The organism is Tsukamurella sputi (assembly GCF_007858445.1).
Lineage (GTDB): Bacteria > Actinomycetota > Actinomycetes > Mycobacteriales > Mycobacteriaceae > Tsukamurella > Tsukamurella sputi.
Genome location: NZ_VIGV01000004.1, coordinates 373,215 through 394,833, shown reverse-complemented (window position 1 = coordinate 394,833; position 21,619 = coordinate 373,215). Strand labels below are relative to the sequence as shown.

The following is a 21,619-nucleotide window of genomic DNA, read 5'->3' as shown; positions in this document are numbered from 1 at the left end:
TCGCGCTTTCGGACCCCGCCCATAGACTGGACCGGTGTCGAACGCCGCCCCCGAAACCGTCCCAGCCCTCTCCGGACTGACCAGGGCGGTCGCCGCCGATCCCGACGTGACGGCCTTCGCGGAGGCGGCCGGCCGGCCCGACCTCACGGTCACCGCGGTCGACGGTGCGCGCCCCTTCCTCGTCTCCGCCCTCGCGGACCGCGCGCCCGTCCTCGTCGTGACGGCCACGGGCCGCGAGGCCGACGACCTGACCTCCGAGCTCCGGGAGATGCTGGGCCACGGTTCCGTGGCCCAGTTCCCCAGCTGGGAGACACTGCCGCACGAGCGCCTCTCCCCCGGTGCCGACACCGTCGGCCGGCGCCTGCAGGTGCTGCGCCGCCTGGCCCACCCGGACGACGCGCAGTACGGGGAGCCGCTGCGCGCCGTCGTGGCGACGGTCCGGTCCCTGGTGCAGCCGATGGCGCCCGGGCTCGGTGATGCTCCGTCGATCACGCTGCGCGAGGGCGTGGAGCACGACTTCGATCGGCTCATCGAGACGCTCGTCGAGCTCGCCTACACACGCGTCGACATGGTGGGCAAGCGCGGCGAGTTCGCCGTGCGCGGGGGCATCCTCGACGTCTTCCCCACCACCACCGATCTGCCCGTGCGCGTGGAGTTCTGGGGCGACGAGATCACCGATCTGCGCGCCTTCTCGGTGGCGGACCAGCGCTCGCAGCCCGAGGTCGAGGTGGGCACCGTGCACGTCTACCCGTGCCGCGAACTCCTCCTCACCGCGGAGGTCCGCGAGCGTGCCGCCGCGCTCAAGACCGAGCACGAATCCGACGCCGCCCTGGTCGAGATGCTGGAGAAACTCTCCCAGGGCATCCCGGTCGAAGGCATGGAGGCGCTGATCCCCGCGCTCATTCCGGGAGAATTGCAGCTGCTCACCGATGTGCTGCCCGCGGGCGCGCACACCCTGCTCCTCGACCCCGAGAAGATCCGCACCCGCGCAGCGGATCTCGGCCGCACCGGACAGGAGTTCCTCGAGGCCTCGTGGACCGCCGCGGCGCTGGGCTCCGCCGCGCCACTGGACCCGAGCGGGATGAACCTGGGTGCCAGCGCCTACCGCGCGCTCGAGGAGGTGCACGCCTCCGTCTCCGACCGCGGCCGGCCCTGGTGGACCGTCTCCCCGCTCGCGACGGGACCCGACGCGGGCCCGGACCACCTCACGGTCCGTGCCGAACACGCGCCGGCTCCACGGGGTTCCGAGGCCGAGGCGGAGAAGCTCTTCGCCACGCTCCGCGCACACGCCGCGTCCGGCGGCAGTGGCGTGATCGTCGTCGCCGGCCAGGGCACCCGCGCCCGCATCCTCGAGCGCCTGCGTGACGCCGAGGTCCCCGCCACCGAACTCGACGCGGGCGCCGCGCCCGAGCCCGGCATCGTCGGAGTGCTGCGCGGCAGCCTGCAGACCGGCCTGACGGTGCCCGCGGAGAAGCTCGTGCTGCTCGCCGAGCCGGATCTCACCGGCAACCGAGTCGCGGGCGTCGGCGACGGGCGACGCCTGCCGGCGAAGCGCCGCAATCAGGTCGACCCGCTCGCCCTGACGGCAGGCGATCTCGTGGTGCACGACGAGCACGGCATCGGCAAGTTCGTCGAGATGATCGAGCGCACGGTCGCCGGTGCGCGCCGCGAATACCTCGTGATCGAGTACGCGCCGGGCAAGCGCGGCCAGCCGGGCGACAAGCTCTTCGTGCCGATGGAATCGCTGGACCAGCTCTCCCGCTACGTGGGCGGCGAGATGCCCGCCCTGTCGAAGATGGGCGGCAGCGACTGGCAGAACACCAAGCGCAAGGCGCGCAAGGCCGTCCGCGAGATCGCGGGTGAGCTGGTGCAGCTGTACGCGGCCCGCAACGCCGCGCCCGGGCACGCCTTCGCCCCGGACACCCCGTGGCAGCGCGAGATGGAGGACGCCTTCCCGTTCACCGAGACCGTGGACCAGATGACGGTGATCGGGGATGTCAAGGCGGACATGGAGAAGGCCGTGCCGATGGACCGCGTCGTCATCGGCGACGTGGGCTACGGCAAGACCGAGATCGCCGTGCGCGCCGCGTTCAAGGCGGTGCAGGACGGCAAGCAGGTCGCCGTGCTCGTGCCCACCACTCTGCTCGCGCAACAGCATCTGAAGACCTTCGAGGAGCGGATGCAGGGGTTCCCCGTCACCGTGAAGGGCCTGTCCCGGTTCACCGACAAACTGGAGACCCGGCAGGTGCTCGAGGGCCTCGCCGACGGCAGCGTCGACGTGGTGGTGGGCACGCACCGCCTGCTGCAGACCGGCGTCCGCTGGAAGGACCTCGGGCTCGTCATCGTGGACGAGGAGCAGCGCTTCGGCGTCGAGCACAAGGAGCACATCAAGGCGCTGCGCACCAACGTGGACGTGCTCACCATGAGCGCCACCCCGATCCCCCGCACGCTCGAGATGAGTATGGCCGGCATCCGCGAGATGTCGACCATCCTCACCCCGCCCGAGGAGCGCCACCCCGTGCTCACCTACGTGGGCGCCTACGACGACAAGCAGGTGGCCGCCGCCATCCGGCGCGAGTTGCTGCGCGACGGGCAGGTCTTCTACGTGCACAACCGCGTCAGCTCGATCGACCGGGCCGCCAAGCACATCCGTGACATGGTGCCCGAGGCGCGCGTGGTGGTGGCGCACGGCCAGATGGGCGAAGAGGCCCTGGAGAGCACGGTGCAGGGATTCTGGAACCGCGAGTTCGACGTCCTCGTGTGTACCACGATCGTCGAGACGGGCCTGGACATCTCGAACGCGAACACGCTCATCGTGGAGCGGGCGGAGAACCTCGGCCTGTCCCAGCTGCACCAGCTCCGCGGGCGCGTGGGCCGCTCCCGCGAGCGCGGTTACGCCTACTTCCTCTACCCGTCGGAGAAGCCGCTCACCGAAACGGCGTATGACCGGCTGGCCACCATCGCCCAGAACAACGACCTCGGTGCGGGCATGGCCGTGGCGATGAAGGATCTCGAGATCCGCGGCGCCGGCAACGTTCTCGGCGCCGAGCAGTCCGGCCACGTCGCAGGCGTCGGCTTCGACCTGTACGTGCGGCTCGTCGGCGAGGCCGTGGAGGCCTACCGCGCCGCCGCCGACGGCAAGCCGATCACCGTGCCCGAGGAGCAGAAGGAGGTGCGCATCGATCTGCCGGTAGACGCGCACATCCCGCCCGACTACGTCACCAGCGATCGCCTGCGCCTGGAGGCCTACCGCAAGCTGGCAGCGGCGCATGACGATTCGGCCGTCGCCGAAGTCCTCACCGAGCTCACCGACCGCTACGGCCCGCCGCCGGTGGAGGTGGAGCGCCTCGCGGCGATCGCCCGGCTGCGCTCGCTGGCGCGCAATGCGGGCGTCACCGAGATCACCGTGACCGGCACCAACCTGCGCATCGCGCCGATGGAACTGCTCGACTCGCAGCAGATGCGACTCAAGCGTCTCTACCCCGGTGGCTCCTACCGCGCCGCGGCACGCACCGTCACCTTTCCGCTGCCGCGCGTCGGCGGGGGCGGCGTGGGTAGCGAGCGCGTCCGCGACATCGAGGTCCTGCAGGCCGTGGCCGACTTCCTCGCCGCGATGTCCGGCAAGGGCGCCGGGTACTGGCGCCTGGACCAGCCGCCCCGCGCGAGCGCACCGTCGGACGGGGCCACGGCATGACCGCCGACGGCCCTGCCTCCCGGGGCGCCGTCGTCCTGCTCAATCCGGCGCTCCCGACGATGCTCCCCGTCGCGGCGCTCGGGCGACTCACCGGGCCCGTGTACTACACGGAGGAGTTGCCGGTGCGGCTCGCGTGGCATCTTCCCGACGGGCGCCCGGCACTCGCCGGCGTTCCGGCGGGTTCGACGGTGCTGACCTCCGACCCGGCGCACCCCGCCGCGGCCGCGCTGCGGGCGGGCGGCGCCGACGTGATCGCCGCTCCGCGGCCCGCGGGGCTGGCCGTGCTCGACACCGTCGCCCTGATCGACCGGCTGCGCCGCGAGGGCCCGTGGGAATCGGAGCAGACTCACGCGAGCCTGTTGCGCTACCTGGTCGAGGAGACCTACGAGACCGCGGACGCCGTGGCCGCGCTCGAGGCTCCGGACGCCGGCGCGGACGCCGCCGTGGAGCTGCGCAGCGAGCTCGGCGACCTGCTGCTGCAGGTCGTCTTCCACGCCCGGATCGCCGAGGACGGGCCGCACCCCTTCGACATCGACGACGTGGCCCGCACCCTCTCCGCCAAGGTGCGCCGGCGCACGCCGCATCTCGCCGACGGTGCGGAGGTCGACGTGGCGACCCAGGCCGAGAACTGGGAGCGGCAGAAGCGCCTCGAACGCGGCGACCGCGCTTCCGTTCTCGACTCGATCTCCCTCGGCCAGCCGGCATTGGCACTGGTGGCGAAGGTCTTCGAGCGGTTGCGCAGCGTCGATTTCCCCGCCGAGCTGGTTCCCGACGACGTGCGCACCGTCACCGTCGACCCGACGCAGGCCGACGCCGCCTACGAACTCGACTACCGACGCCGAGTGCTGGCGTTCATGGACCGGGTGCGCGAGGCCGAGGCGGCGATGGCCTCCGGCGCGGTAGACTCATGGGTCACCGCCTGGGGCACCGGCGATCACGCCGGGAACCCCGAGGCACAGCCCGGACGTTGAGATCGCGTCCCGACCTTCCCGCGAGAGAGTTCACAGCACGATCATGGTCAGTTCCCGCCTGCGCACCGTAGTCGCCGTCGGCATCGCGTCGACGGTGCTCGCGGGTTGCGGTGCGCTCGAACCGCGCCCCGAGATCCCGCAGGGCATCCCACCCGGCGCGGGCGCGCCCGTGCCCTTGATCAACGTGAACGGCCCCGGCCGCACCGCGGATCTGCTGCGCGATTGGGCCACGCCGATCAGCGTGGCGACCGGCATCCCGGTGATCTCCCTCGAGGCCTACGGCAACGCTGCTGAGGCGCTGCGCCAGCGCACACCCGAGTGCGGCATCACCTGGACCACACTGGCGGGGATCGCCTTCATCGAGAGCAAGCACGGCACCTATCACGGCGCGACGGTCGCCCCGAACGGCAAGGTCTCCCCGCCCATTCGTGGCGTACCGCTGGACGGGACGAACGGGAACCAGGAGATCCTGGCGACCGGCACCGATCCGCACCGGCCCAACGCCAAGTACGACGCCGCGATGGGCCCCTTCCAGTTCATCCCCGAGACCTGGCAACGGTTCGGCGTGGACGCCAACGGCGACGGCCAGGCGGACCCGGACAACATCGACGACGCCGCGATGACGGCGGCGCGCTACCTCTGCGTCTCGGGCAAGGACCTGACGACGGCGAAGGGCTGGGAGAAGGCCGTCATGGTCTACAACCAGTCCCGCAAATACGTCCTGGACGTGCGCGACGCGGCGGCCGCGTACTCGGTGAACGTTCAGCCCTGACGACTACTCGCCGTTCCGGCAGAGCTCCAGCTGCTTCCGCAGGTCGGCGCATTCGTCCTCGAGCGCGAGGATCCGCTCGACGCCCGGCAGGTTGATCCCGGTGGCGACGAGCTCGGTGATCCGGCGGATGCGGTCGATGTCGTTCTCGCTGTAACGACGGGTACCACCGGCGGTGCGCTGCGGCCGGATCAGGTTCCGACGCTCGTAGAGCCGGAGCGTCTGCAATCCGACCTGCGACAGTTCGGATGCGACGGAGATGCTGTAGACGCCGAGGTCGGAGCGTACGCGATGCACCTGAGTCATCGCACTCCTCCTTCTCGCATCGGGTCGGACACCGTCGCCTGTGCCGACAAGGGGTGAAAACCTGCTCTTCCCACTATAGATCCTCGGAGCTCGGCGACGTCCCAACCCCGCCGCCCCCACGGAACGGATCCGCGGGGACGGCGTCAGCTGTGCGGGACCTCGGTCACCGGCGGAAGGTCCGCGACCGCGGCGTCATAGGCGTCGATCAGCCATGCCGCCGACCGGTCCGCGATCAACACGGACGCGCCGTCGTCCATCGCGCCGTCGAAGAACCTGACCCGCCACGGAGCGCCGGCGTCGTCGTCGGCGAGACCGGTCACCGAGTCGGTATTCGTCGCCAACAGGTACCGCCCGAGCTCGAAATCGACCCGCAACGCGTACTGCCCGTTGATGTTCTCGACCCGCGCCGAGCGCTCCGTCGACACCTCCAGCGCATGCAGGGCATCGGTGTACCGCCCGGTGAACTCTGGCCTACGGGGCACGGGCGACTCGCTTCTCTCGACCTGCCACGGCCGGGGTCTCGGCCGGGCGTTCCAAGATTACGTGACCGCCCTCTTGCCCTCCGCGGCCGCGGCGTTCGCGGCCGCGCGTGCGCGCTCGGCGAACACGGGCGCCTTGCGCCGGACCGTGCGGGCGGCCGCGGTGGCATCGTCAGCCGCCTCCGCGCCGAACGCCTGCAGCCGTTCGCTCGCGGCGCTCAACTGATCGGAGCCCTTCTCGGCCGCGTCGGCCAGAACCGGGCGCGCCCGATCAGCGGCCTCGCTCAGCACCGGCGTGACCTTCTCCACCACGTCGTTGATGGCCGGCGCCGCCTTGTCGACCGCACCCGCGACGGCGGGCTTCGCCTTATCGACGGCACCTGCGATCGCCGGCTTCGCCCTGTCGACCGCGGCGGCGCCGTACTCGTGAGCGGCATGCGCGCGGTCCTGCCACGTGGGCGCATCGTCGTGCGAACCGATCGCCGAGGTGACCTCGGTGACGCGGTCGGACGCCCGCTCAGCGGCGCGACGGGCGCGCCAGGTGAGGCCCGGCCGCCCCTCCGTATCGAAGCCCGCGATGAGCAGACCGCCGAGTAGCGAGAGGTTCTTCACGAAGTGCAGCTGCTGCTCGCGCCGCACGTCGGGGTCGCTCTGCTCCCAGAACGGGTGATCGAGGACCGTCGTCGGCACGAGCGTCCCGGCGAGCGCGAGCGATGCCGCGCGGGGAACGCGACCCGCGGCGAGCAGCAGACCGCCCCCGAGCTGGATGCCGGAGGTGATCCGCACCCAGGTCCGGGCGCTCGTCGGCACCACCGCTGAATCCGGCAGCGCCTCGGTCGCCTTGTGCACCAGTGGTGCGACGGTGTCCGCCTTACGCCCCGGGTCGCTCGTCAGACCGGTGTACCCGGTGTAGACGAAGACCGATCCGAGTAGGGGTCGTGCGATACGTCGAATCATGTCCAGTTCCCATCGTCGTCGAGGTCGGAGATCGATCAGTTGCCCGAGAGCTTGTCCTTCACCTCGTCGACGCCTTCCTTGACCTTGTCGGCGGCGCCGGCGATCTTGTCCTTGATCGAGGCCTCGGCCTGGTCGCCGCGCCCCTCCTCCTTGAGCTGCGGGTCGTCGAAGGCGGTGCCGACGGTCTCCTTGGCCCGGCCCTTGATGTCCTGTGCCTTGTTCTTGGCGTCATCGGTGAAGCTCATCGTGCTCTCCTTCGAGTCGGGGATTGCAGTGCGTTGCTCGACGGCCGATTCGCATCAGCCGATCGGGGCGGTCGCCAGGTGCATGAGGAGCGGAACCATGAGGCCCAGCATCAGCACCAGCAGCGCCACGATCACGACACCACCGCGAGGGTGGAGGACAAGCGGCGGAGCCGCGTCCACGGAACGAGGAGGAACCCTGGTCATCGAGGTGACTCGGTCATCGTTCATCTCTTGCTCCGATCCGAAAATCTATGTCGCTTCGAACAGATTTCACGTTATGAGTGAGAATGATTCCTGTCAACAGCTGGGACAGAAAAGATGCCCAACAGACCGTGACACCATGGATGACCTGGCGGTTCCCGGCACTGTGGGCGTCGTCACATACGATTCCGGCGTCGCACATCACAACGTCGCCGGAAGAACACGGCCCTCGCAAGGGCGCCCGCCACCACGCCCGCAGCGAACCGGCATCGCGCTGACATCGGATCCCCAGGTTCCCGGCGCATCGTCGAACCATGAACATCAGCCGAAAGACTCTCGCCACAGCCGCATTCCTCGCCGCGACCACCTTCGCCTTCACTCCGGCCATCGCAGCCGCGGACGTCCCGTCGATGTACGACTCGTGCAGTTCCACCCAGGAGGGACAACGCATCACCACGCCCAACGGAGACACCCTCGAATGCGTGGGGGTGGACACGGGCACGGGCTACGACTGGGAGGCACCGAACTAGAGACCTGATCGCCTCGCTTCCTCCGCGGCGCGATCCTGCCGAGGCGCGGGCCGTCGGAACATCGCGGCGGCCCGCGCCTGCCGCCCGGCGCAGCGGGATAGCCTGGAGCCATGCGCATCTGGTCGGTACACCCCCGCTACCTGGACCGGCAAGCGCTGATCGCGTGCTGGCGGGAGACGCTCCTCGCGCAGGCCGTCCTCGCCGGGCGGACGAAGGGGTACACGCAGCACCCTCAGCTCGAGCGGTTCCGCGCGACGCCGGAGCCCCTCGCCGCTGTGGGCGCGTACCTCGCCGCACTCGCCGACGAGGCGGACGCGCGCGGCTACACGTTCGACCGCACGCGCATCGACGAGCCGGACGCGGCCGTCGCCCGGATCGACGTCGCCGACGGGCAACTCGACCTCGAGTGGGCGCACCTCACCGCCAAACTCACGGCCCGCAGCCCCGATGTCGCGGAGCGATGGCGCGCCGTCGAGCGGCCCGAACCGCATACGAGTTTCCGGACCGTTCCCGGTCCGGTGGCCTCATGGGAGCGCGCGCAACCGCTGCCATGACTGCGGCGGGGCGATTCGCGACCGTCACAGCGCCGCTTCGGTTCACGACTGGGACACGATGACGATATTCGCTCGGCATCGTCGTCGGTGTTGCACAGATCGTGCGACCGACCAACGACGAGGAGTCACATCATGCGATCGAGTTTCACGCGACGGAATCGGATCATGACGGGGATCGCGGGTTCCGCGGTCGCCGCAGGCGCCCTGCTCGGTGGATTCGCCGCCGCGGGTGCCGCGAGCGCCGACCCCGGCTTCGACCCCGCCAACGCGCCGAGCTGCCTCGAGCTCGTCAACAGGGACGGTTCGACGAACAAGGCACTCGAGCAGAGCGATCGGTTCAAGAACGGCTGCAAGCCGGTCGACATCTACGCGCCAGGGATGACGCTCGCCCAGCGCAAGGCCTTCGTGAACCAGGAATCGCCGAACTACGCGCGGATCATCGCCGACCTCAACGCCAAGTTCGATGCCGCCGGCAACCCGAAGAGCGGCGGCTACCCCGTGCAGGCGTGGGACAAGTGAACACACGTGCCGATCAGTGAGCGGTACGCCGCGCACTGACCGCCGGGCGGGGTGTCGGGAAGTGGTCCGATACCCCGTTCGGCTTCTTCTCGCCATTGCGACACCCGATCGGCGGAACACGGAGTAGCGTCCGGCAACATGACTAAGCGCTTAGTTTCCCAGCTCGCTCGTGTGGGTGCCCTCGCTCTCAGTGCGATGCTGATCGCGAGCGGATGCTCCACCGAACCCTCGTCCTCGGCCCCAGGCGCCACGTCTGCGACGGCGAGTACCACGCGGTACCCACTGGGCACGCCGATCGTCGTCACTCCACACAACTTCGCTCGCGCGGAGACCGATCGCATGTTCGCCCGGCTGTCCAGCCGCCAGGGGATCGGGGCCATCGAGCATTCCCGCTCCCTGACCTCGATCGACAAGCAGGACGTCATCCGGATGAACCGGGACACGCTCTACTCGAACGCGGTCGTCGATCTCGATGCGGGACCGGCCACCGTGCGACTGCCGGATCCGGGGGGACGATTCATGTCCATGGCGGTGATCGACGAGGACCACTACATCCCGATCCCGCTGGCGTACGGCGCCGGCGAATACACCATCAGCCGCGACCGGGTGAGCACCCGCTATGCCGCGATCATCGTGCGGATCTTCGTCGACCCCAACAGTCCCGACGATCAGAAGGCCGCGAACCAGCTCCAGGATCGGATCTCGCTGGAGCAGAAGTCGCGCGGGGTGTTCGAGGCTCCCCAGTGGGACAAGGCGTCACAGGACAGGGTGCGCACGGCCCTCCTCGGCCTCGCCGCCACGATCACGGACACCCGGAAGATGTTCGGTCCGCGGAACGAGGTCGATGAACTCGACCATCTCCTCGGCGTCGCCGCGGGGTGGGGCGGCAACCCCGCGAAGGACGCGACCTACTTCCGCGTCGCCGTGCCCGATGACTCGGGGCGCACTGCGTACCGGATGCGACTCGCGAAGGAGGTGCCCGCCGACGCCTTCTGGTCGGTGAGCGTCTACAACGCTCAGGGGTACTTCGACAAGAATCCCCGCGATGCGTACACGATCAACAACGTCACCGCCGCGCGCAACCCCGATGGATCGGTCGACGTCCAGTACGGCGCCTGCGAGAACGGCGCACCCAACTGCCTCCCGATCGGTCCGGGATGGAACGTGACCCTGCGCCTGTACCGGCCGCGCGAGAGCGCCCTCGACGGGGCGTGGCGCCCGCCGTCTCTCGAACCGCTCGGCTGACGGCGCCCGTCGTATCTGCTCTCCCGCCAGGACTCGAACCTGAAATGTCTGAACCAAAATCAGAAGTGTTGCCGATTACACCACGGGAGACCGGGCCCGAACCGTCCGGAACCGTCGCCCAGCATTGTGCCACGGACTCCCCGGCGGGGTGGCTCTCGTAGGATTGCGCCGACGCTCGACGCGAACGCACGACACGGCACGAGACCTCAGGAGCAGCGATGGCGAACGGTACAGCGGTGGTGATCCTCGCCGCAGGCGCGGGAACGCGAATGCGATCGAAGACCCCGAAGGTGCTGCACGCGATCGCGGGACGCACCCTGCTGGCCCACGCGCTGCACGCCGCAGCGGGCACGAAGCCCGATCACCTGGTGGTCGTGGTGGGCCACGACCGGGACCGGGTGTCCGAGGCCGCCCTCGCCACGGCGAGCGTGCTCGATCACGAGATCCTCGTGGCCGTGCAGGAGGAACAGCGTGGCACCGGCGACGCCGTGCAGGCGGGCCTGCGCGTACTCCCGGACGACTTCGCCGGCACCGTCGTCGTGACCGCCGCGGACGTCCCGCTCCTGGACACCCCGTCGCTGACCGCGCTGCTGGCGACGCACACCGCCGGCGAGGGCGCCGCCGTCACCGTGCTGACCACCGCCGTCACCGATCCGACCGGGTACGGCCGCGTGCTGCGCACGCAGGACGGCCAGGTCACGCAGATCGTCGAGCAGAAGGACGCGACGCCGGAGCAGCTCGCCATCACGGAGATCAACTCCGGCGTCTACGCCTTCGACCACGCGCAGCTCGTCGCCGCGCTCGCGCAGCTGCGCCCCGACAACTCGCAGGGCGAGCTGTATCTCACCGACGTCATCGGCATCGCCCGGGCGGCGGGCCAGCTGGTGCGTGGCGATCACGTGGACGACGAGATGCTCGTGGCCGGCTGCAACGACCGCATCCAGCTCTCCCAGCTCGGCCGCGAGCTGAACCGGCGCATCGTCGAGCGGCACCAGCTGGGCGGCGTCACCGTCGTCGATCCGGAGAGCACCTACATCGACGCCGATGTCGAGATCGCCCCCGACGTCGTGATCCACCCGGGCACGCACCTGCGCGGCGCCACCGTGATCGCCGAGGACGCGGTGATCGGGCCGGACACGACCCTCGTCGACACCGAGGTCGGCACCGGCGCGACGGTCCTGCGCAGCGAGGTGCACCTCTCGGTGATCCGCGAGAACGCCACCGTCGGGCCCTTCAGCTACCTGCGGCCGAACACGGACCTCGGACCGAAGGGGAAGATCGGCGCGTTCGCCGAGACGAAGAACGCGCAGATCGGGGCGGGCAGCAAGATCCCGCACCTGAGCTACATCGGCGACGCGACCATCGGCGAGGGCAGCAACATCGGGTGCGCCACCGTGACCGTGAATTACGACGGGGTGAACAAACATCGAACGGTGATCGGCGACCACGTGCGCATCGGATCCGACACGATGCTCATCGCGCCGGTGGAGGTCGGCGACGGCGCGTACAGCGGAGCGGGTACCGTGATCAAGCGCGACGTGCCGCCGGGAGCCCTGGCGGTCTCCGCCGCGGATCAGCGGAACATCGAGGAATGGGTCCTGCACCGGCGTCCGGGCACGAGCTCGGCCGAGGCGGCCCAGCAGGCTATCGCGAGGATTGACGAGCAGTGAGCAACTGGATCGATAACCAGAAGAACCTGATGCTGTTCTCGGGGCGTGCCCACCCCGAGCTGGCGCAGCAGGTCGCCGACGAGCTCGGTGTGCAGGTCACCCCGCAGACGGCACGCGATTTCGCCAACGGCGAGATCTTCGTGCGCTTCGAGGAGTCCGTGCGCGGCAGTGACGCCTTCGTCCTGCAGAGCGCGCCCTATCCGGTCAATCAGTGGATCATGGAGACGCTGATCATGATCGACGCGCTCAAGCGCGGCTCGGCGAAGCGGATCACGGCGATCCTGCCGTTCTACCCGTACGCGCGGCAGGACAAGAAGCACCGCGGCCGCGAGCCGATCTCGGCCCGCCTGGTCGCGGACCTGTTCAAGACCGCGGGCGCCGACCGCATCATCACCGTCGATCTGCACACCGACCAGATCCAGGGCTTCTTCGACGGTCCCGTCGATCACATGCACGCACAGACGATCCTCACCGACTACGTGCGCGAGCACTACGGCACCGAGAACATGGTGGTCGTCTCCCCGGACGCCGGCCGCGTCAAGGTGGGCGAGAAGTGGGCCGACGCCCTCGACGGTGCGCCGCTGGCCTTCGTCCACAAGACCCGCGACCCGAACGTCGCGAACCAGGTCAAGAGCAACCGCGTCGTCGGTGACGTCGCCGGCCGCACCTGCGTCCTGATCGACGACATGATCGACACCGGCGGCACCATCGCCGGCGCCGTGGGCGTGCTCAAGGAGGCCGGCGCGAAGGACGTGATCATCGCGACCACGCACGGCGTCTTCTCCGAGCCCGCCACCGAGCGCTTGGCCAACTGCGGCGCGCGCGAGGTGATCGCCACCAACACGCTGCCGATCCCCCCGGAGAAGCACTTCGAGAACCTCACCGTGCTGCCGATCGCGCCGCTGCTGGCCCGCACCATCCGCGAGGTCTTCGAGAACGGCTCCGTGACGAGCCTGTTCAACGGCAACGCCTAGAACCGCACGAAGGGCGGCGGCGACGGGGCCTCCCGTCGCCGCCGCCTTCGTCGTTCCGGACTAGATTGGCGGGTATGGACGCGACGATCTACCACAACCCGAAGTGCAGCAAGTCCCGTCAGGCGCTCGGCCGCCTGCAGGACGCGGGTGCGACGGTGACGGTGGTCAAGTACCTCGACCAGGTCCCGTCGAAGGCCGAGCTGAAGAAGCTGATCGACGACGCCGGGCTCACCGTCCGGCAGGCCGTCCGGACGCGTGAGGCGGAGTACAAGGAGCTCGGCCTCGCCGACGTATCGGACGACGCCCTGCTCGACGCGATGGTCGCGCACCCGCGGCTCATCGAGCGCCCCTTCGTGGTCACGGCCAAGGGCACCCGCATGGCCCGCCCCACCGAGGCGATCGACGAGATCCTGTAGCGGTCGCCGATGCTCTTCCGGCAGCTCGAGTACTTCGTCGCCCTCGCGCGCGAGCAGCACTTCGCGCGGGCCGCGAGCGCCTGCTACGTCTCGCAGCCGGCGCTGTCCGAGGCGATCCGCAAGCTCGAGCACGAGCTCAAGGTGCCGCTCGTGCTGCGCGGTGGCTCGTTCGAGGGCCTGACGCCCGAGGGCGAACGCCTCGTGCCCTGGGCGCGGCGCATCCTCGCCGATCGCGACGCCCTCGAGCACGAGGTCACCGCCCTGCGCACCGGTCTCACCGGGGAGCTGAACCTCGGCGTCATCCCGGCCGCGGCCACCTCCGCCGCACTCCTCACCGACCCGTTCTGCACCGCCCACCCACTCGTCCGCATCCGGGTGTGGGCTGGACTGCGCTCCGCCGACGTGGTCTCACGGATCCGCCGCTTCGAGCTCGACGCCGGCATCGTCTACCCCGACGGCGTCGACGTCGACGGGCTGTCCGTGACGCCGCTCTACACCGACCGGCTCGCACTCATCGCCCGCGAGGACCTGCTGCCCGACGGTGACGGCCCCGTCACCTGGGCGGACGCCGCGCAGCTGCCGATGTGCCTGCTGCACGAGGGCATGCACGGGCGGGACCTCGTCGACACGGCGGCCCGCGCGCACGGGGTGCGGCTCTCGCCCCGGCTGGAGGCGGACTCCGTCGCGACGCTCCTCGCGATGGTCGGCGCCGGACGATGGGCGTCGATCGTGCCGCGCGCGTGGATCGCGACGTACCGCGCACCGTCGGGCACGCGGACCGTGGAGTTGGAAGGAACTGAGGAACTCGCCACCTCCGTGGCCCTGGTGCGCGGCGCAGGCGAGCCGGAATCGGTCCTCGCACGCGCCCTCGCGGAGAGCGCGCGGCGCCCCGACTGAGCCCCGGCCTGCGGTGATCGGCGCCGCCTATCGGGCGAGCGGAGACCCGTATTGGACGTGACTCCCGGAACGCGCGAAGGTGGATACCGAGGGACGAAATCCATTCTCCCCCTCGCCCATTCAAGGAGTGATCATGGCGAAGATCCTGTGTGTCCTGTACCCCGACCCGGTGACGGGCTACCCGCCCGAGTACGCCCGCGACTCCATCCCGCTGATCGAGGCCTACCCCGGCGGCCAGAGCATCCCCTCCCCCGCAGCCATCGACTTCACGCCCGGCGAGCTGCTCGGTTGCGTGTCCGGTGAGCTGGGGCTGCGGAAGTACCTGGAAGCCGCCGGCCACGAGCTCGTCGTCACGTCCGAGAAGGACGGCCCCGAGTTCGAGCGGCACCTGGCCGAGGCCGAGGTGGTCATCTCGCAGCCCTTCTGGCCCGCGTACCTCTCCGCCGAGCGGATCGCGAAGGCCCCCAACCTCAAGCTCGCGCTCACCGCCGGCATCGGCTCGGACCACGTCGATCTGGACGCCGCCATCAAGGCCGGGATCACCGTCGCCGAGGTCACCTACAGCAACTCGATCAGCGTCGCCGAGCACGCCGTGATGCAGATCCTCACGCTGGTCCGCAACTTCGTGCCCTCCTACAAGTGGGTCATCGAGGGCGGGTGGAACATCGCCGACTGCGTCGAGCGCGCCTACGATCTCGAGGGTATGGATGTCGGCATCATCGCCGCGGGCCGCATCGGCCAGGCCGTGATGCGCCGCCTCGCGCCCTTCGGCGTGCGGCTGCACTACTTCGACACCCGCCGCCTGCCGCTGGAGCTCGAACAGGAGCTGAATCTGACCTACCACGACTCGGTCGAGTCGCTGGTGCGCTCGGTGGACGTGGTCGACATCCACGCGCCGCTGCACCCGAAGACCTATCACATGTTCGACGCCGAGCTGCTGGCCACGATGCGCCGCGGCAGCTACATCGTCAACACCGCGCGCGCCGAGATCGTGGTCCGCGACGACGTCGTCGCCGCGCTCGAGTCGGGGCGGCTCGCGGGCTACGCCGGCGACGTGTGGTTCCCGCAGCCGCCGGCCGTCGACCACCCGTGGCGCACCATGCCGCACCACGCGATGACCCCGCACGTCTCCGGCACCACGCTCTCCGCGCAGGCCCGGTACGCCGCGGGTACCCGCGAGATCCTCGAGGACTTCTTCGCGGGCTCCCCGATCCGCGACGAGTACCTCATCGTGGACGGCGGGGCGCTGGCGGGCGTGGGCGCCAGCTCCTACACGGCCGACGGTTCCGCCAGCCCGGGCGCGCAGGCCTGATCGCCGACGGTGCGGTCCCGGCCCGGCGTCGGCTCAGCCGCGCCGCTCGGCCGGGCTCCGCACCAGGAGCGCGACGGCCACGCCCACGACCACGCCGATCACCGTGTCGACGCCGCGGTAGAGCAGCAACCGCATCGGATCGGTCGGCGCGGCCAACTCCGTCATCAGCATGATCAGCGGGGTGAAGAAGCCGATCGCGACGGCGTAGTGCCGCGCCATGTACAGCTCGGTCGGGAACAGCAGCGCGATCGCCACGAGCGCCAGCGCCGTGGGCCCGGGGTCGAGCGCCAACAGCGCAGCGGCCACCGCGAGCCCGACGAAGGTCCCGATGGTGCGGTGGGTCGCGCGGGTGATCACCAGGCCCGCCTCCGCGTCGGAGGGCCGGCCCGCGTCGATCACCGCGAGCGGGACGGCGGCGGCAGCCATCGCCCAGTTCGCGTGATCGACGCCGATCAGCACGCCGGCGCCGCCCGCGAGGCCGACGGCGAGGGCGTAGCGCAGTGCGTGGATCCCGACGCCCGGCGCGGGGCGGCGCAGGACCATCGCGATGCCGTCCCACCAGGGCCTGCCCCGGAACGGGTCGGGCCTGCCGATCGCGCCGACCACGATCGCGAAGACCACCGTCGCGGCGCAGATCGCGAGCGCCTGCCAGGGCGGAGCGAGCCCCGCGGGCAGCGTGGCGGTGGCGCCCATCGCGAACAGGAAGAAGAACGGCCCGGCGGGGCGCAGCCGCACCGCATCGGACAGGACGGAGCAAACGGTGGCGAAGACGACGCCGACGGCGACGAGCACCCAGGGCGGCGCCTGATGGTGCGCGAGCGTGATGCCGAGGGCCTCACCCGCGATCAACAGGCCACCGGCCTGCACCTGGTGCACGATCCGCGGCCGACCCGACTCGCCGCGCCCGTACATGCCCGCGAAGGCGCCGAACTCGGCGTACACCAGCAGCTCCGGACGACCCCACGCGATCAGCGCCAGGCCGGGAACGAGGAGTGCGATCGCGACTCTGAGCGCGTGCCCGCTGTCGCGCAGGTCGGGTCGGTACCGATCGGGGACGCGCATCCGCTCCGGACGGCCCACGCGGGATTATGCGTACGCGGCGAGCACTGCGCCGAGGACGGCGCAGACGGCGGCGCCGCTGACGGCACCGGCCGCCAGGAGTGCGTTGGTCGTGTAGGTGGCGTCCGAGGCGGGGCGGCGCGGCGTCGAGATCACGCACGCGGCGGCCACGCCCGCCAGCGCTGCCAGTGCCAGTACCACCACTGCGATCCACGTCATGGTCGACTCCCTCCGGTCCCGTGAACAACGCCCATTACCGTCGAACCGGTATCGACGTCCTGTGCTCGGACCATCATCGCACGCGCGGCATTTCGAGTCCCGATGCACCGATCGTTCTTACTCCGTCACACCGTCCAGACCTGAGTTAGGGTGAAAATCGTGGTCCCGAATCAAGTTGTGATCTCGCCGTTGACCCACGCCGCGATGTTCGTCGTGGTGACGATCGAACAGGGCCGGGAGAGCGACGTCCACGACGCTCTCGACAACCTCTCCGGTCTCACCCGATCAGTCGGCTTCCGCTACCCCGAGAAGCATCTGTCGCTGACGACCTCCTTCGGCTCCGATGCCTGGGACCGGTTGTTCTCCGGCCCCAAGCCGCGGGGTCTGCACCCGTTCGTCGCGCTCGACGGTCCGCGGCACAGCGCACCGTCGACCCCGGGCGACGTGCTGTTCCACGTCAAGGCGAGCACCCTCGACATGTGTTTCGAACTGTCCTGGCGGATCCTCGACTCACTCGGGGACGCGGTCACCGTTGTCGACGAGGTGCACGGCTTCCGCTTCTTCGACAACCGCGACCTGCTCGGTTTCGTCGACGGCACCGAGAACCCCGAGGGCGCCGCCGCGGTGACCGCCACCGCGGTGGGCGACGAGGATCCCGATTTCGCCGGCGGCAGTTACGTGCACGTGCAGAAGTACCTGCACGACATGTCCGCCTGGCGCGCGCTCTCCGTGGAGGAGCAGGAGCGCGTGATCGGTCGTACCAAACTCGAGGACATCGAGATGGACGACGATGTGAAGCCCCCGAATTCGCACATCGCGCTCAATGTCATCGAAGACGAGAACGGTGAGCAGCTGCAGATCCTGCGGCAGAACATGCCCTTCGGCGAACTCGGCACGAGCGAGTTCGGTACCTACTTCATCGGCTACTCCCGCGACCCCGGCGTCACGGAGCAGATGCTGCGCAACATGTTCCTCGGCGATCCGGCGGGCAACACCGACCGGATCCTCGACTTCTCCACGGCGCACACGGGCTGCCTGTTCTTCACCCCGACGGGCGACTGGCTCGACGCACCGCCCGATCTCCCGACCGCCGCGCCGGCGGAAACGACCGGAACGACCCCCTCCGCCCCCGCCGACGGCTCGCTCGGCATCGGCGGCCTCAAAGAAGGGTAAGCCATGAACAACCTGCACCGTCACCTCGCGCCGGTCACCCCCGAGGCCTGGAAGGAGATCGAGACCGAGGCCTCCCGCACCTTCAAGCGGAACATCGCCGGCCGCCGCGTGGTCGACGTCTCCGGCCCCGACGGCCCCGAAGCCGCCGCGGTCGGCACCGGCCGCCTGCTCCCCGTCGACGGGCCCGCGGCGGGCGTGCAGGCGCGGCTGCGCGAGAGCCGTCCGCTCGTGCGCCTGCGGGTTCCCTTCACCGTCTCGCGGGACGCGATCGACTCCGTGGAGCGCGGCGCGCAGGACGCCGATTGGGATCCGGTGAAGGAGGCGGCCAAGCAGCTCGCCTACGCGGAGGACCGGGCCGTCTTCGAGGGCTACGCCGCCGCCTCGATCGAGGGGCTGCGCGCCTCGTCGTCGAACAAGGCGATCGCCCTCCCGACCGATCCGGTCGATGTGCCGGACGCCGTGGCCAGCGCGCTCGAGGACCTGCGCCTGGCGGGCGTCGACGGCCCGTACTCCGTCCTGCTCTCCGCCGAGGTGTACACCTCGATCAGCGAGACCACCGACCACGGCTACCCGATCCGCGAACAGCTCAAGCGCCTGGTGGACGGCGAGATCATCTGGGCACCGGCCATCGACGGCGGCTTCGTGCTCACCACCCGCGGCGGCGATTACGAGCTGCGCCTGGGCACCGACGTCGAGATCGGCTACCTCAGCCACGACCCCGACACCGTGCAGCTGTACCTGCAGGAGACCTTCACGTTCCTCTCCTACACCGCGGAGGCATCCGTCCCGCTGTCCTGAGGCCGCACCCGCGGCCACCTTCCGAGAACCGGAGAAAGGCAATCCCATGAGTGAACTCGACGGCGTCTTCGACGACATCTTCCAGCGGTTCTTCGGAAACTCGGTGGGCCGACCCGCGACCGCCCGGGTGGACCTCAACCGCCTCCTCAACGAACAGGCGAAGAGCCTGCTCGCCGAGGCGCAGGTGGCCGCGTCCGACTGGGACAACCCGGAGATCACCCCCGAGCACCTGCTGTACGCCGCGGCGATGAACGAGCCCACCCGCGACGTGATAGCCCGGCTCAAACTGGATCCGGACACGGTGGCCGCCGCGATGCGGGCCGCCGCGCAGGCGAGCTCGAACCCGGCCGCGATGGACGGCGCGCCCTCGCTCAGTCCCGCCTCGCGGCGCGCCCTGCGGGTGGCCCAGCAGCACGCCGCGCAGAACGGCCAGTCCTACGTCGGCCCCGAGCACATCCTGCTCGGCATCGCCGACAATCCCGACACGGTTGCCGCGCAGGCGCTCTCCGGTGGCGGCATCGCCGCCGGCCAGACCCCGGGCAAGGCGGGGAAGGCCGGCAAGGCGGGCGCAGCGGGCCAGGCCCCGCAGCAGGAGAGCTCGACGCCGACGCTCGACGAGTACGGCCGTGACCTCACCGCCGAGGCGCGCGCCGGGAAGGTCGACCCGGTCGTGGGCCGTGCCGAGGAGATCGAGCAGACCATCGAGATCCTCTCCCGCCGCCGCAAGAACAACCCCGTCCTCATCGGTGACCCCGGCGTCGGCAAGACCGCGATCGTCGAGGGCCTGGCGCAGCGGATCGTCAACGACGACGTGCCGAAGACACTCGCCGGTCGCCGCGTCGTGGCACTGGACGTGAGCTCCATGGTCGCGGGCAGCAAGTACCGCGGCGAGTTCGAGGAACGCCTGACCAAGGTGCTCGACGAGGTGCGCGAGCACTCGGACGAGCTGGTGGTCTTCATCGACGAGTTGCACACGATCATCGGCGCGGGCGGTGGCGGCGAGGGATCCATGGACGCCGGCAACATGCTCAAGCCCGCACTGGCGCGCGGCGAACTGCACGCCATCGGCGCCACCACGATCGACGAGTACCGCAAGTACATCGAGAAGGACGCGGCTCTCGAGCGCCGTTTCCAGCCGGTGATGGTCAGCGAGCCGTCGGTGGACGACACGATCGAGATCCTGCGCGGCCTCATCGACGTCTACGAGGAGCACCACCAGGTGCGCTACGAGGACGCCGCCCTGGTAGCCGCTGCGGAACTCTCGGACCGGTACATCACGGATCGGTTCATGCCGGACAAGGCGATCGACCTCGTCGACCAGGCCGGCGCTCGGGTCCGGCTGCGCACCAAGACCTCCGACGCGGACACCCGTTCGATCGAGGACGAACTGGCGGCACTGCGCCGCGAGAAGGACAGCGCCGTCGAGGGTGAGGATTACAAGGCCGCCGACGAGCTCAAGGAGAAGATCGCCGACGCCGAGGAGCGGCTCGCAGCCGCGGGTGGCGGCGAGGCCGAGCCCGAGGTCACCGTCGTCGACATCGCCGAGGTGGTTTCGCGCCGCACCGGAATCCCCGTCGCGGACTTGACCTCCGAGGAGCGGGAGAAGCTCCTGCGCCTCGAGGACGACCTGCACGACCGTGTGATCGGGCAGGACGAAGCGGTCCTCGCCGTCGCCGAAGCCGTGCGCCGTGCGCGCGCCGGGCTCAAGGATCCGAGCCGGCCGATCGGCTCCTTCCTGTTCCTCGGCCCGACGGGCGTCGGTAAGACGGAGCTCGCGAAGGCCCTGGCCGCCACCGTCTTCGGCGACGAGGACCGGCTGATCCGGTTCGATATGAGCGAGTTCCAGGAGAAGCACACCGTCTCGCGGCTCGTGGGCGCGCCTCCGGGCTACGTGGGATACGAGGAGGCCGGCCAGCTCACCGACAAGGTGCGGCGCCAGCCCTACTCGGTGATCCTGTTCGACGAGGTCGAGAAGGCTCACCCGGACGTCTTCAACGTGCTGCTGCAGTTGCTGGACGACGGCCGGGTGACCGATGCCCAGGGCCGCACCGTCGATTTCAAGAACACCATCGTGATCCTGACGTCGAACATCGGCGCCGACCTGATCCTCGACGCGCCGGACGACGACTTCGAGTCCGTGATCCCGAAGGTCAAGGACCGGCTGCACGCGCACTTCCGCCCCGAGTTCCTCAACCGGATCGACGACACGGTGATCTTCCACCGCCTGGACAAGGCGCAGCTGCGGAACATCGTCGAGTTGATCCTCGACGGCACACGGCGGCTGCTCCGCGCTCAGGACGTGGAGCTCGACGTCACGGCGAAGGCCGAGGACTGGCTGGCCGACGAGGGCTTCCAGCCCCAGTTCGGCGCCCGCCCCCTGCGCCGCACCGTGCAGAAGGAGCTCGATAACCGGCTCTCGTCGATGCTGCTGCGTGGCGATGTCCGCGAGGGCGACACCGTACGGGTGGACGCCGACGACGAGGGACTCGTCCTGTCGGTCGTCGAGAAGCGCGCCGACGGCTCCGTGTCCGAGGGCTCCCTGCCCGCGGACGACCCGAAGGAACCGGAGAAGGAGAAGGCATGAGCAACAAGAACGCTCGGGAAGAAGAGATCGAGCACGAGGAGAAGCGC

22 protein-coding genes and 1 tRNA gene are annotated in these 21,619 nt (G+C 70.0%); 15 read left to right on the top strand and 8 right to left on the bottom strand.

Annotated elements, in window-relative coordinates; genetic code table 11:
* The first annotated feature begins 106 nt into the window (after positions 1–106).
* From mfd to FK268_RS14805, 3 genes are read left to right on the top strand one after another with little or no spacing between them, the layout of a single operon-like run.
* Positions 107–3,694 (top strand): transcription-repair coupling factor, encoded by a 3,588-nt coding sequence (mfd, locus tag FK268_RS14815; protein WP_231707109.1) that lies wholly within the window; start codon positions 107–109, stop codon positions 3,692–3,694.
* Complete coding sequence (locus FK268_RS14810) at positions 3,691–4,665, top strand: nucleoside triphosphate pyrophosphohydrolase (protein ID WP_146435358.1); 975 nt, start codon at positions 3,691–3,693, stop codon at positions 4,663–4,665. The genes mfd and FK268_RS14810 overlap by 4 nt, the downstream gene beginning before the upstream one ends.
* 43 nt (positions 4,666–4,708) lie before the next feature.
* Complete coding sequence (locus FK268_RS14805) at positions 4,709–5,437, top strand: lytic transglycosylase domain-containing protein (RefSeq protein ID WP_146435356.1); 729 nt, start codon at positions 4,709–4,711, stop codon at positions 5,435–5,437.
* Between the two features lie 3 nt (positions 5,438–5,440).
* Here FK268_RS14805 and FK268_RS14800 read toward each other — a convergent pair whose 3' ends face one another.
* The 5 genes from FK268_RS14800 to FK268_RS24255 all read right to left on the bottom strand — a co-directional run bounded on the left by FK268_RS14800 (position 5,441) and on the right by FK268_RS24255 (position 7,649).
* The gene (locus FK268_RS14800) at positions 5,441–5,740 is read right to left on the bottom strand and encodes a MerR family transcriptional regulator (protein WP_146435354.1); all 300 of its coding nucleotides are present in this window, start codon (positions 5,738–5,740) and stop codon (positions 5,441–5,443) included.
* A 143-nt stretch (positions 5,741–5,883) separates the two neighbouring features.
* The gene (locus FK268_RS14795; RefSeq protein WP_146435352.1) at positions 5,884–6,222 is read right to left on the bottom strand and encodes a hypothetical protein; all 339 of its coding nucleotides are present in this window, start codon (positions 6,220–6,222) and stop codon (positions 5,884–5,886) included.
* Positions 6,223–6,279: 57 nt separating this feature from the next.
* Positions 6,280–7,176: a DoxX family membrane protein gene (locus tag FK268_RS14790; RefSeq protein ID WP_146435350.1), complete on the bottom strand. Its 897-nt coding sequence runs from the start codon at positions 7,174–7,176 to the stop codon at positions 6,280–6,282.
* A 35-nt stretch (positions 7,177–7,211) separates the two neighbouring features.
* Positions 7,212–7,421: a CsbD family protein gene (locus FK268_RS14785; RefSeq protein ID WP_068524371.1), complete on the bottom strand. Its 210-nt coding sequence runs from the start codon at positions 7,419–7,421 to the stop codon at positions 7,212–7,214.
* A gap of 54 nt (positions 7,422–7,475) precedes the next feature.
* Positions 7,476–7,649, bottom strand: coding sequence for a hypothetical protein (locus FK268_RS24255; RefSeq protein ID WP_158636124.1), 174 nt, complete (start codon positions 7,647–7,649; stop codon positions 7,476–7,478).
* A 287-nt stretch (positions 7,650–7,936) separates the two neighbouring features.
* Here FK268_RS24255 and FK268_RS14780 point away from each other — a divergent pair, with 287 nt between their 5' ends.
* The 4 genes from FK268_RS14780 to FK268_RS14765 all read left to right on the top strand — a co-directional run bounded on the left by FK268_RS14780 (position 7,937) and on the right by FK268_RS14765 (position 10,470).
* Positions 7,937–8,152, top strand: coding sequence for a hypothetical protein (locus FK268_RS14780; protein ID WP_146435348.1), 216 nt, complete (start codon positions 7,937–7,939; stop codon positions 8,150–8,152).
* A gap of 110 nt (positions 8,153–8,262) precedes the next feature.
* Positions 8,263–8,706, top strand: coding sequence for a pyrimidine dimer DNA glycosylase/endonuclease V (locus FK268_RS14775; RefSeq protein WP_146435346.1), 444 nt, complete (start codon positions 8,263–8,265; stop codon positions 8,704–8,706).
* 132 nt (positions 8,707–8,838) lie between these two features.
* The gene (locus tag FK268_RS14770) at positions 8,839–9,225 is read left to right on the top strand and encodes a hypothetical protein (RefSeq protein ID WP_146435344.1); all 387 of its coding nucleotides are present in this window, start codon (positions 8,839–8,841) and stop codon (positions 9,223–9,225) included.
* Positions 9,226–9,564: 339 nt separating this feature from the next.
* On the top strand, positions 9,565–10,470 hold the full coding sequence (locus FK268_RS14765) for a DUF1254 domain-containing protein (RefSeq protein WP_438695996.1): 906 nt from the start codon (positions 9,565–9,567) through the stop codon (positions 10,468–10,470).
* Between the two features lie 18 nt (positions 10,471–10,488).
* On the opposite strand, the gene FK268_RS14760 is transcribed toward FK268_RS14765, so the two are convergent.
* Positions 10,489–10,560 (bottom strand) — tRNA-Gln (locus FK268_RS14760).
* A gap of 128 nt (positions 10,561–10,688) precedes the next feature.
* Between FK268_RS14760 and glmU the strand changes: the two genes are divergently transcribed.
* From glmU to FK268_RS14735, 5 genes are all read left to right on the top strand, one after another.
* Positions 10,689–12,140, top strand: coding sequence for a bifunctional UDP-N-acetylglucosamine diphosphorylase/glucosamine-1-phosphate N-acetyltransferase GlmU (glmU, locus tag FK268_RS14755; protein ID WP_146435340.1), 1,452 nt, complete (start codon positions 10,689–10,691; stop codon positions 12,138–12,140).
* Positions 12,137–13,114, top strand: a complete 978-nt coding sequence (locus FK268_RS14750) for a ribose-phosphate diphosphokinase (protein ID WP_146435338.1) — start codon at positions 12,137–12,139, stop codon at positions 13,112–13,114. Before glmU ends, FK268_RS14750 begins: the two co-directional genes overlap by 4 nt.
* A 74-nt stretch (positions 13,115–13,188) precedes the next feature.
* Entirely contained in the window at positions 13,189–13,530 is a 342-nt protein-coding gene (gene arsC, locus FK268_RS14745; protein ID WP_146435336.1) for an arsenate reductase (glutaredoxin), read from the top strand.
* Between the two features lie 9 nt (positions 13,531–13,539).
* On the top strand, positions 13,540–14,427 hold the full coding sequence (locus FK268_RS14740) for a LysR family transcriptional regulator (RefSeq protein ID WP_146435334.1): 888 nt from the start codon (positions 13,540–13,542) through the stop codon (positions 14,425–14,427).
* 133 nt (positions 14,428–14,560) lie between these two features.
* Positions 14,561–15,739 carry an NAD-dependent formate dehydrogenase gene (locus tag FK268_RS14735; protein ID WP_146435332.1) on the top strand — a complete coding sequence of 393 codons (1,179 nt, stop codon included), beginning with the start codon at positions 14,561–14,563 and terminating at the stop codon, positions 15,737–15,739.
* A gap of 33 nt (positions 15,740–15,772) precedes the next feature.
* Here the strand turns inward: FK268_RS14735 and FK268_RS14730 are convergent, their stop codons facing one another.
* Together FK268_RS14730 and FK268_RS14725 are read right to left on the bottom strand one after the other, a co-directional pair.
* Positions 15,773–16,801: an FUSC family protein gene (locus tag FK268_RS14730; protein WP_146435870.1), complete on the bottom strand. Its 1,029-nt coding sequence runs from the start codon at positions 16,799–16,801 to the stop codon at positions 15,773–15,775.
* 24 nt (positions 16,802–16,825) lie between these two features.
* Positions 16,826–17,017, bottom strand: coding sequence for a hypothetical protein (locus FK268_RS14725; protein ID WP_146435331.1), 192 nt, complete (start codon positions 17,015–17,017; stop codon positions 16,826–16,828).
* Positions 17,018–17,173: 156 nt separating this feature from the next.
* Between FK268_RS14725 and FK268_RS14720 the strand changes: the two genes are divergently transcribed.
* The 3 genes from FK268_RS14720 to FK268_RS14710 are packed head-to-tail and all read left to right on the top strand — an operon-like array spanning position 17,174 to position 21,572.
* On the top strand, positions 17,174–18,190 hold the full coding sequence (locus tag FK268_RS14720; RefSeq protein ID WP_438695995.1) for a Dyp-type peroxidase: 1,017 nt from the start codon (positions 17,174–17,176) through the stop codon (positions 18,188–18,190).
* A gap of 3 nt (positions 18,191–18,193) precedes the next feature.
* Complete coding sequence (locus tag FK268_RS14715) at positions 18,194–18,988, top strand: family 1 encapsulin nanocompartment shell protein (RefSeq protein WP_146435329.1); 795 nt, start codon at positions 18,194–18,196, stop codon at positions 18,986–18,988.
* A gap of 46 nt (positions 18,989–19,034) precedes the next feature.
* Positions 19,035–21,572 carry an ATP-dependent Clp protease ATP-binding subunit gene (locus tag FK268_RS14710; RefSeq protein ID WP_146435327.1) on the top strand — a complete coding sequence of 846 codons (2,538 nt, stop codon included), beginning with the start codon at positions 19,035–19,037 and terminating at the stop codon, positions 21,570–21,572.
* The last annotated feature ends 47 nt before the right edge of the window (positions 21,573–21,619 follow it).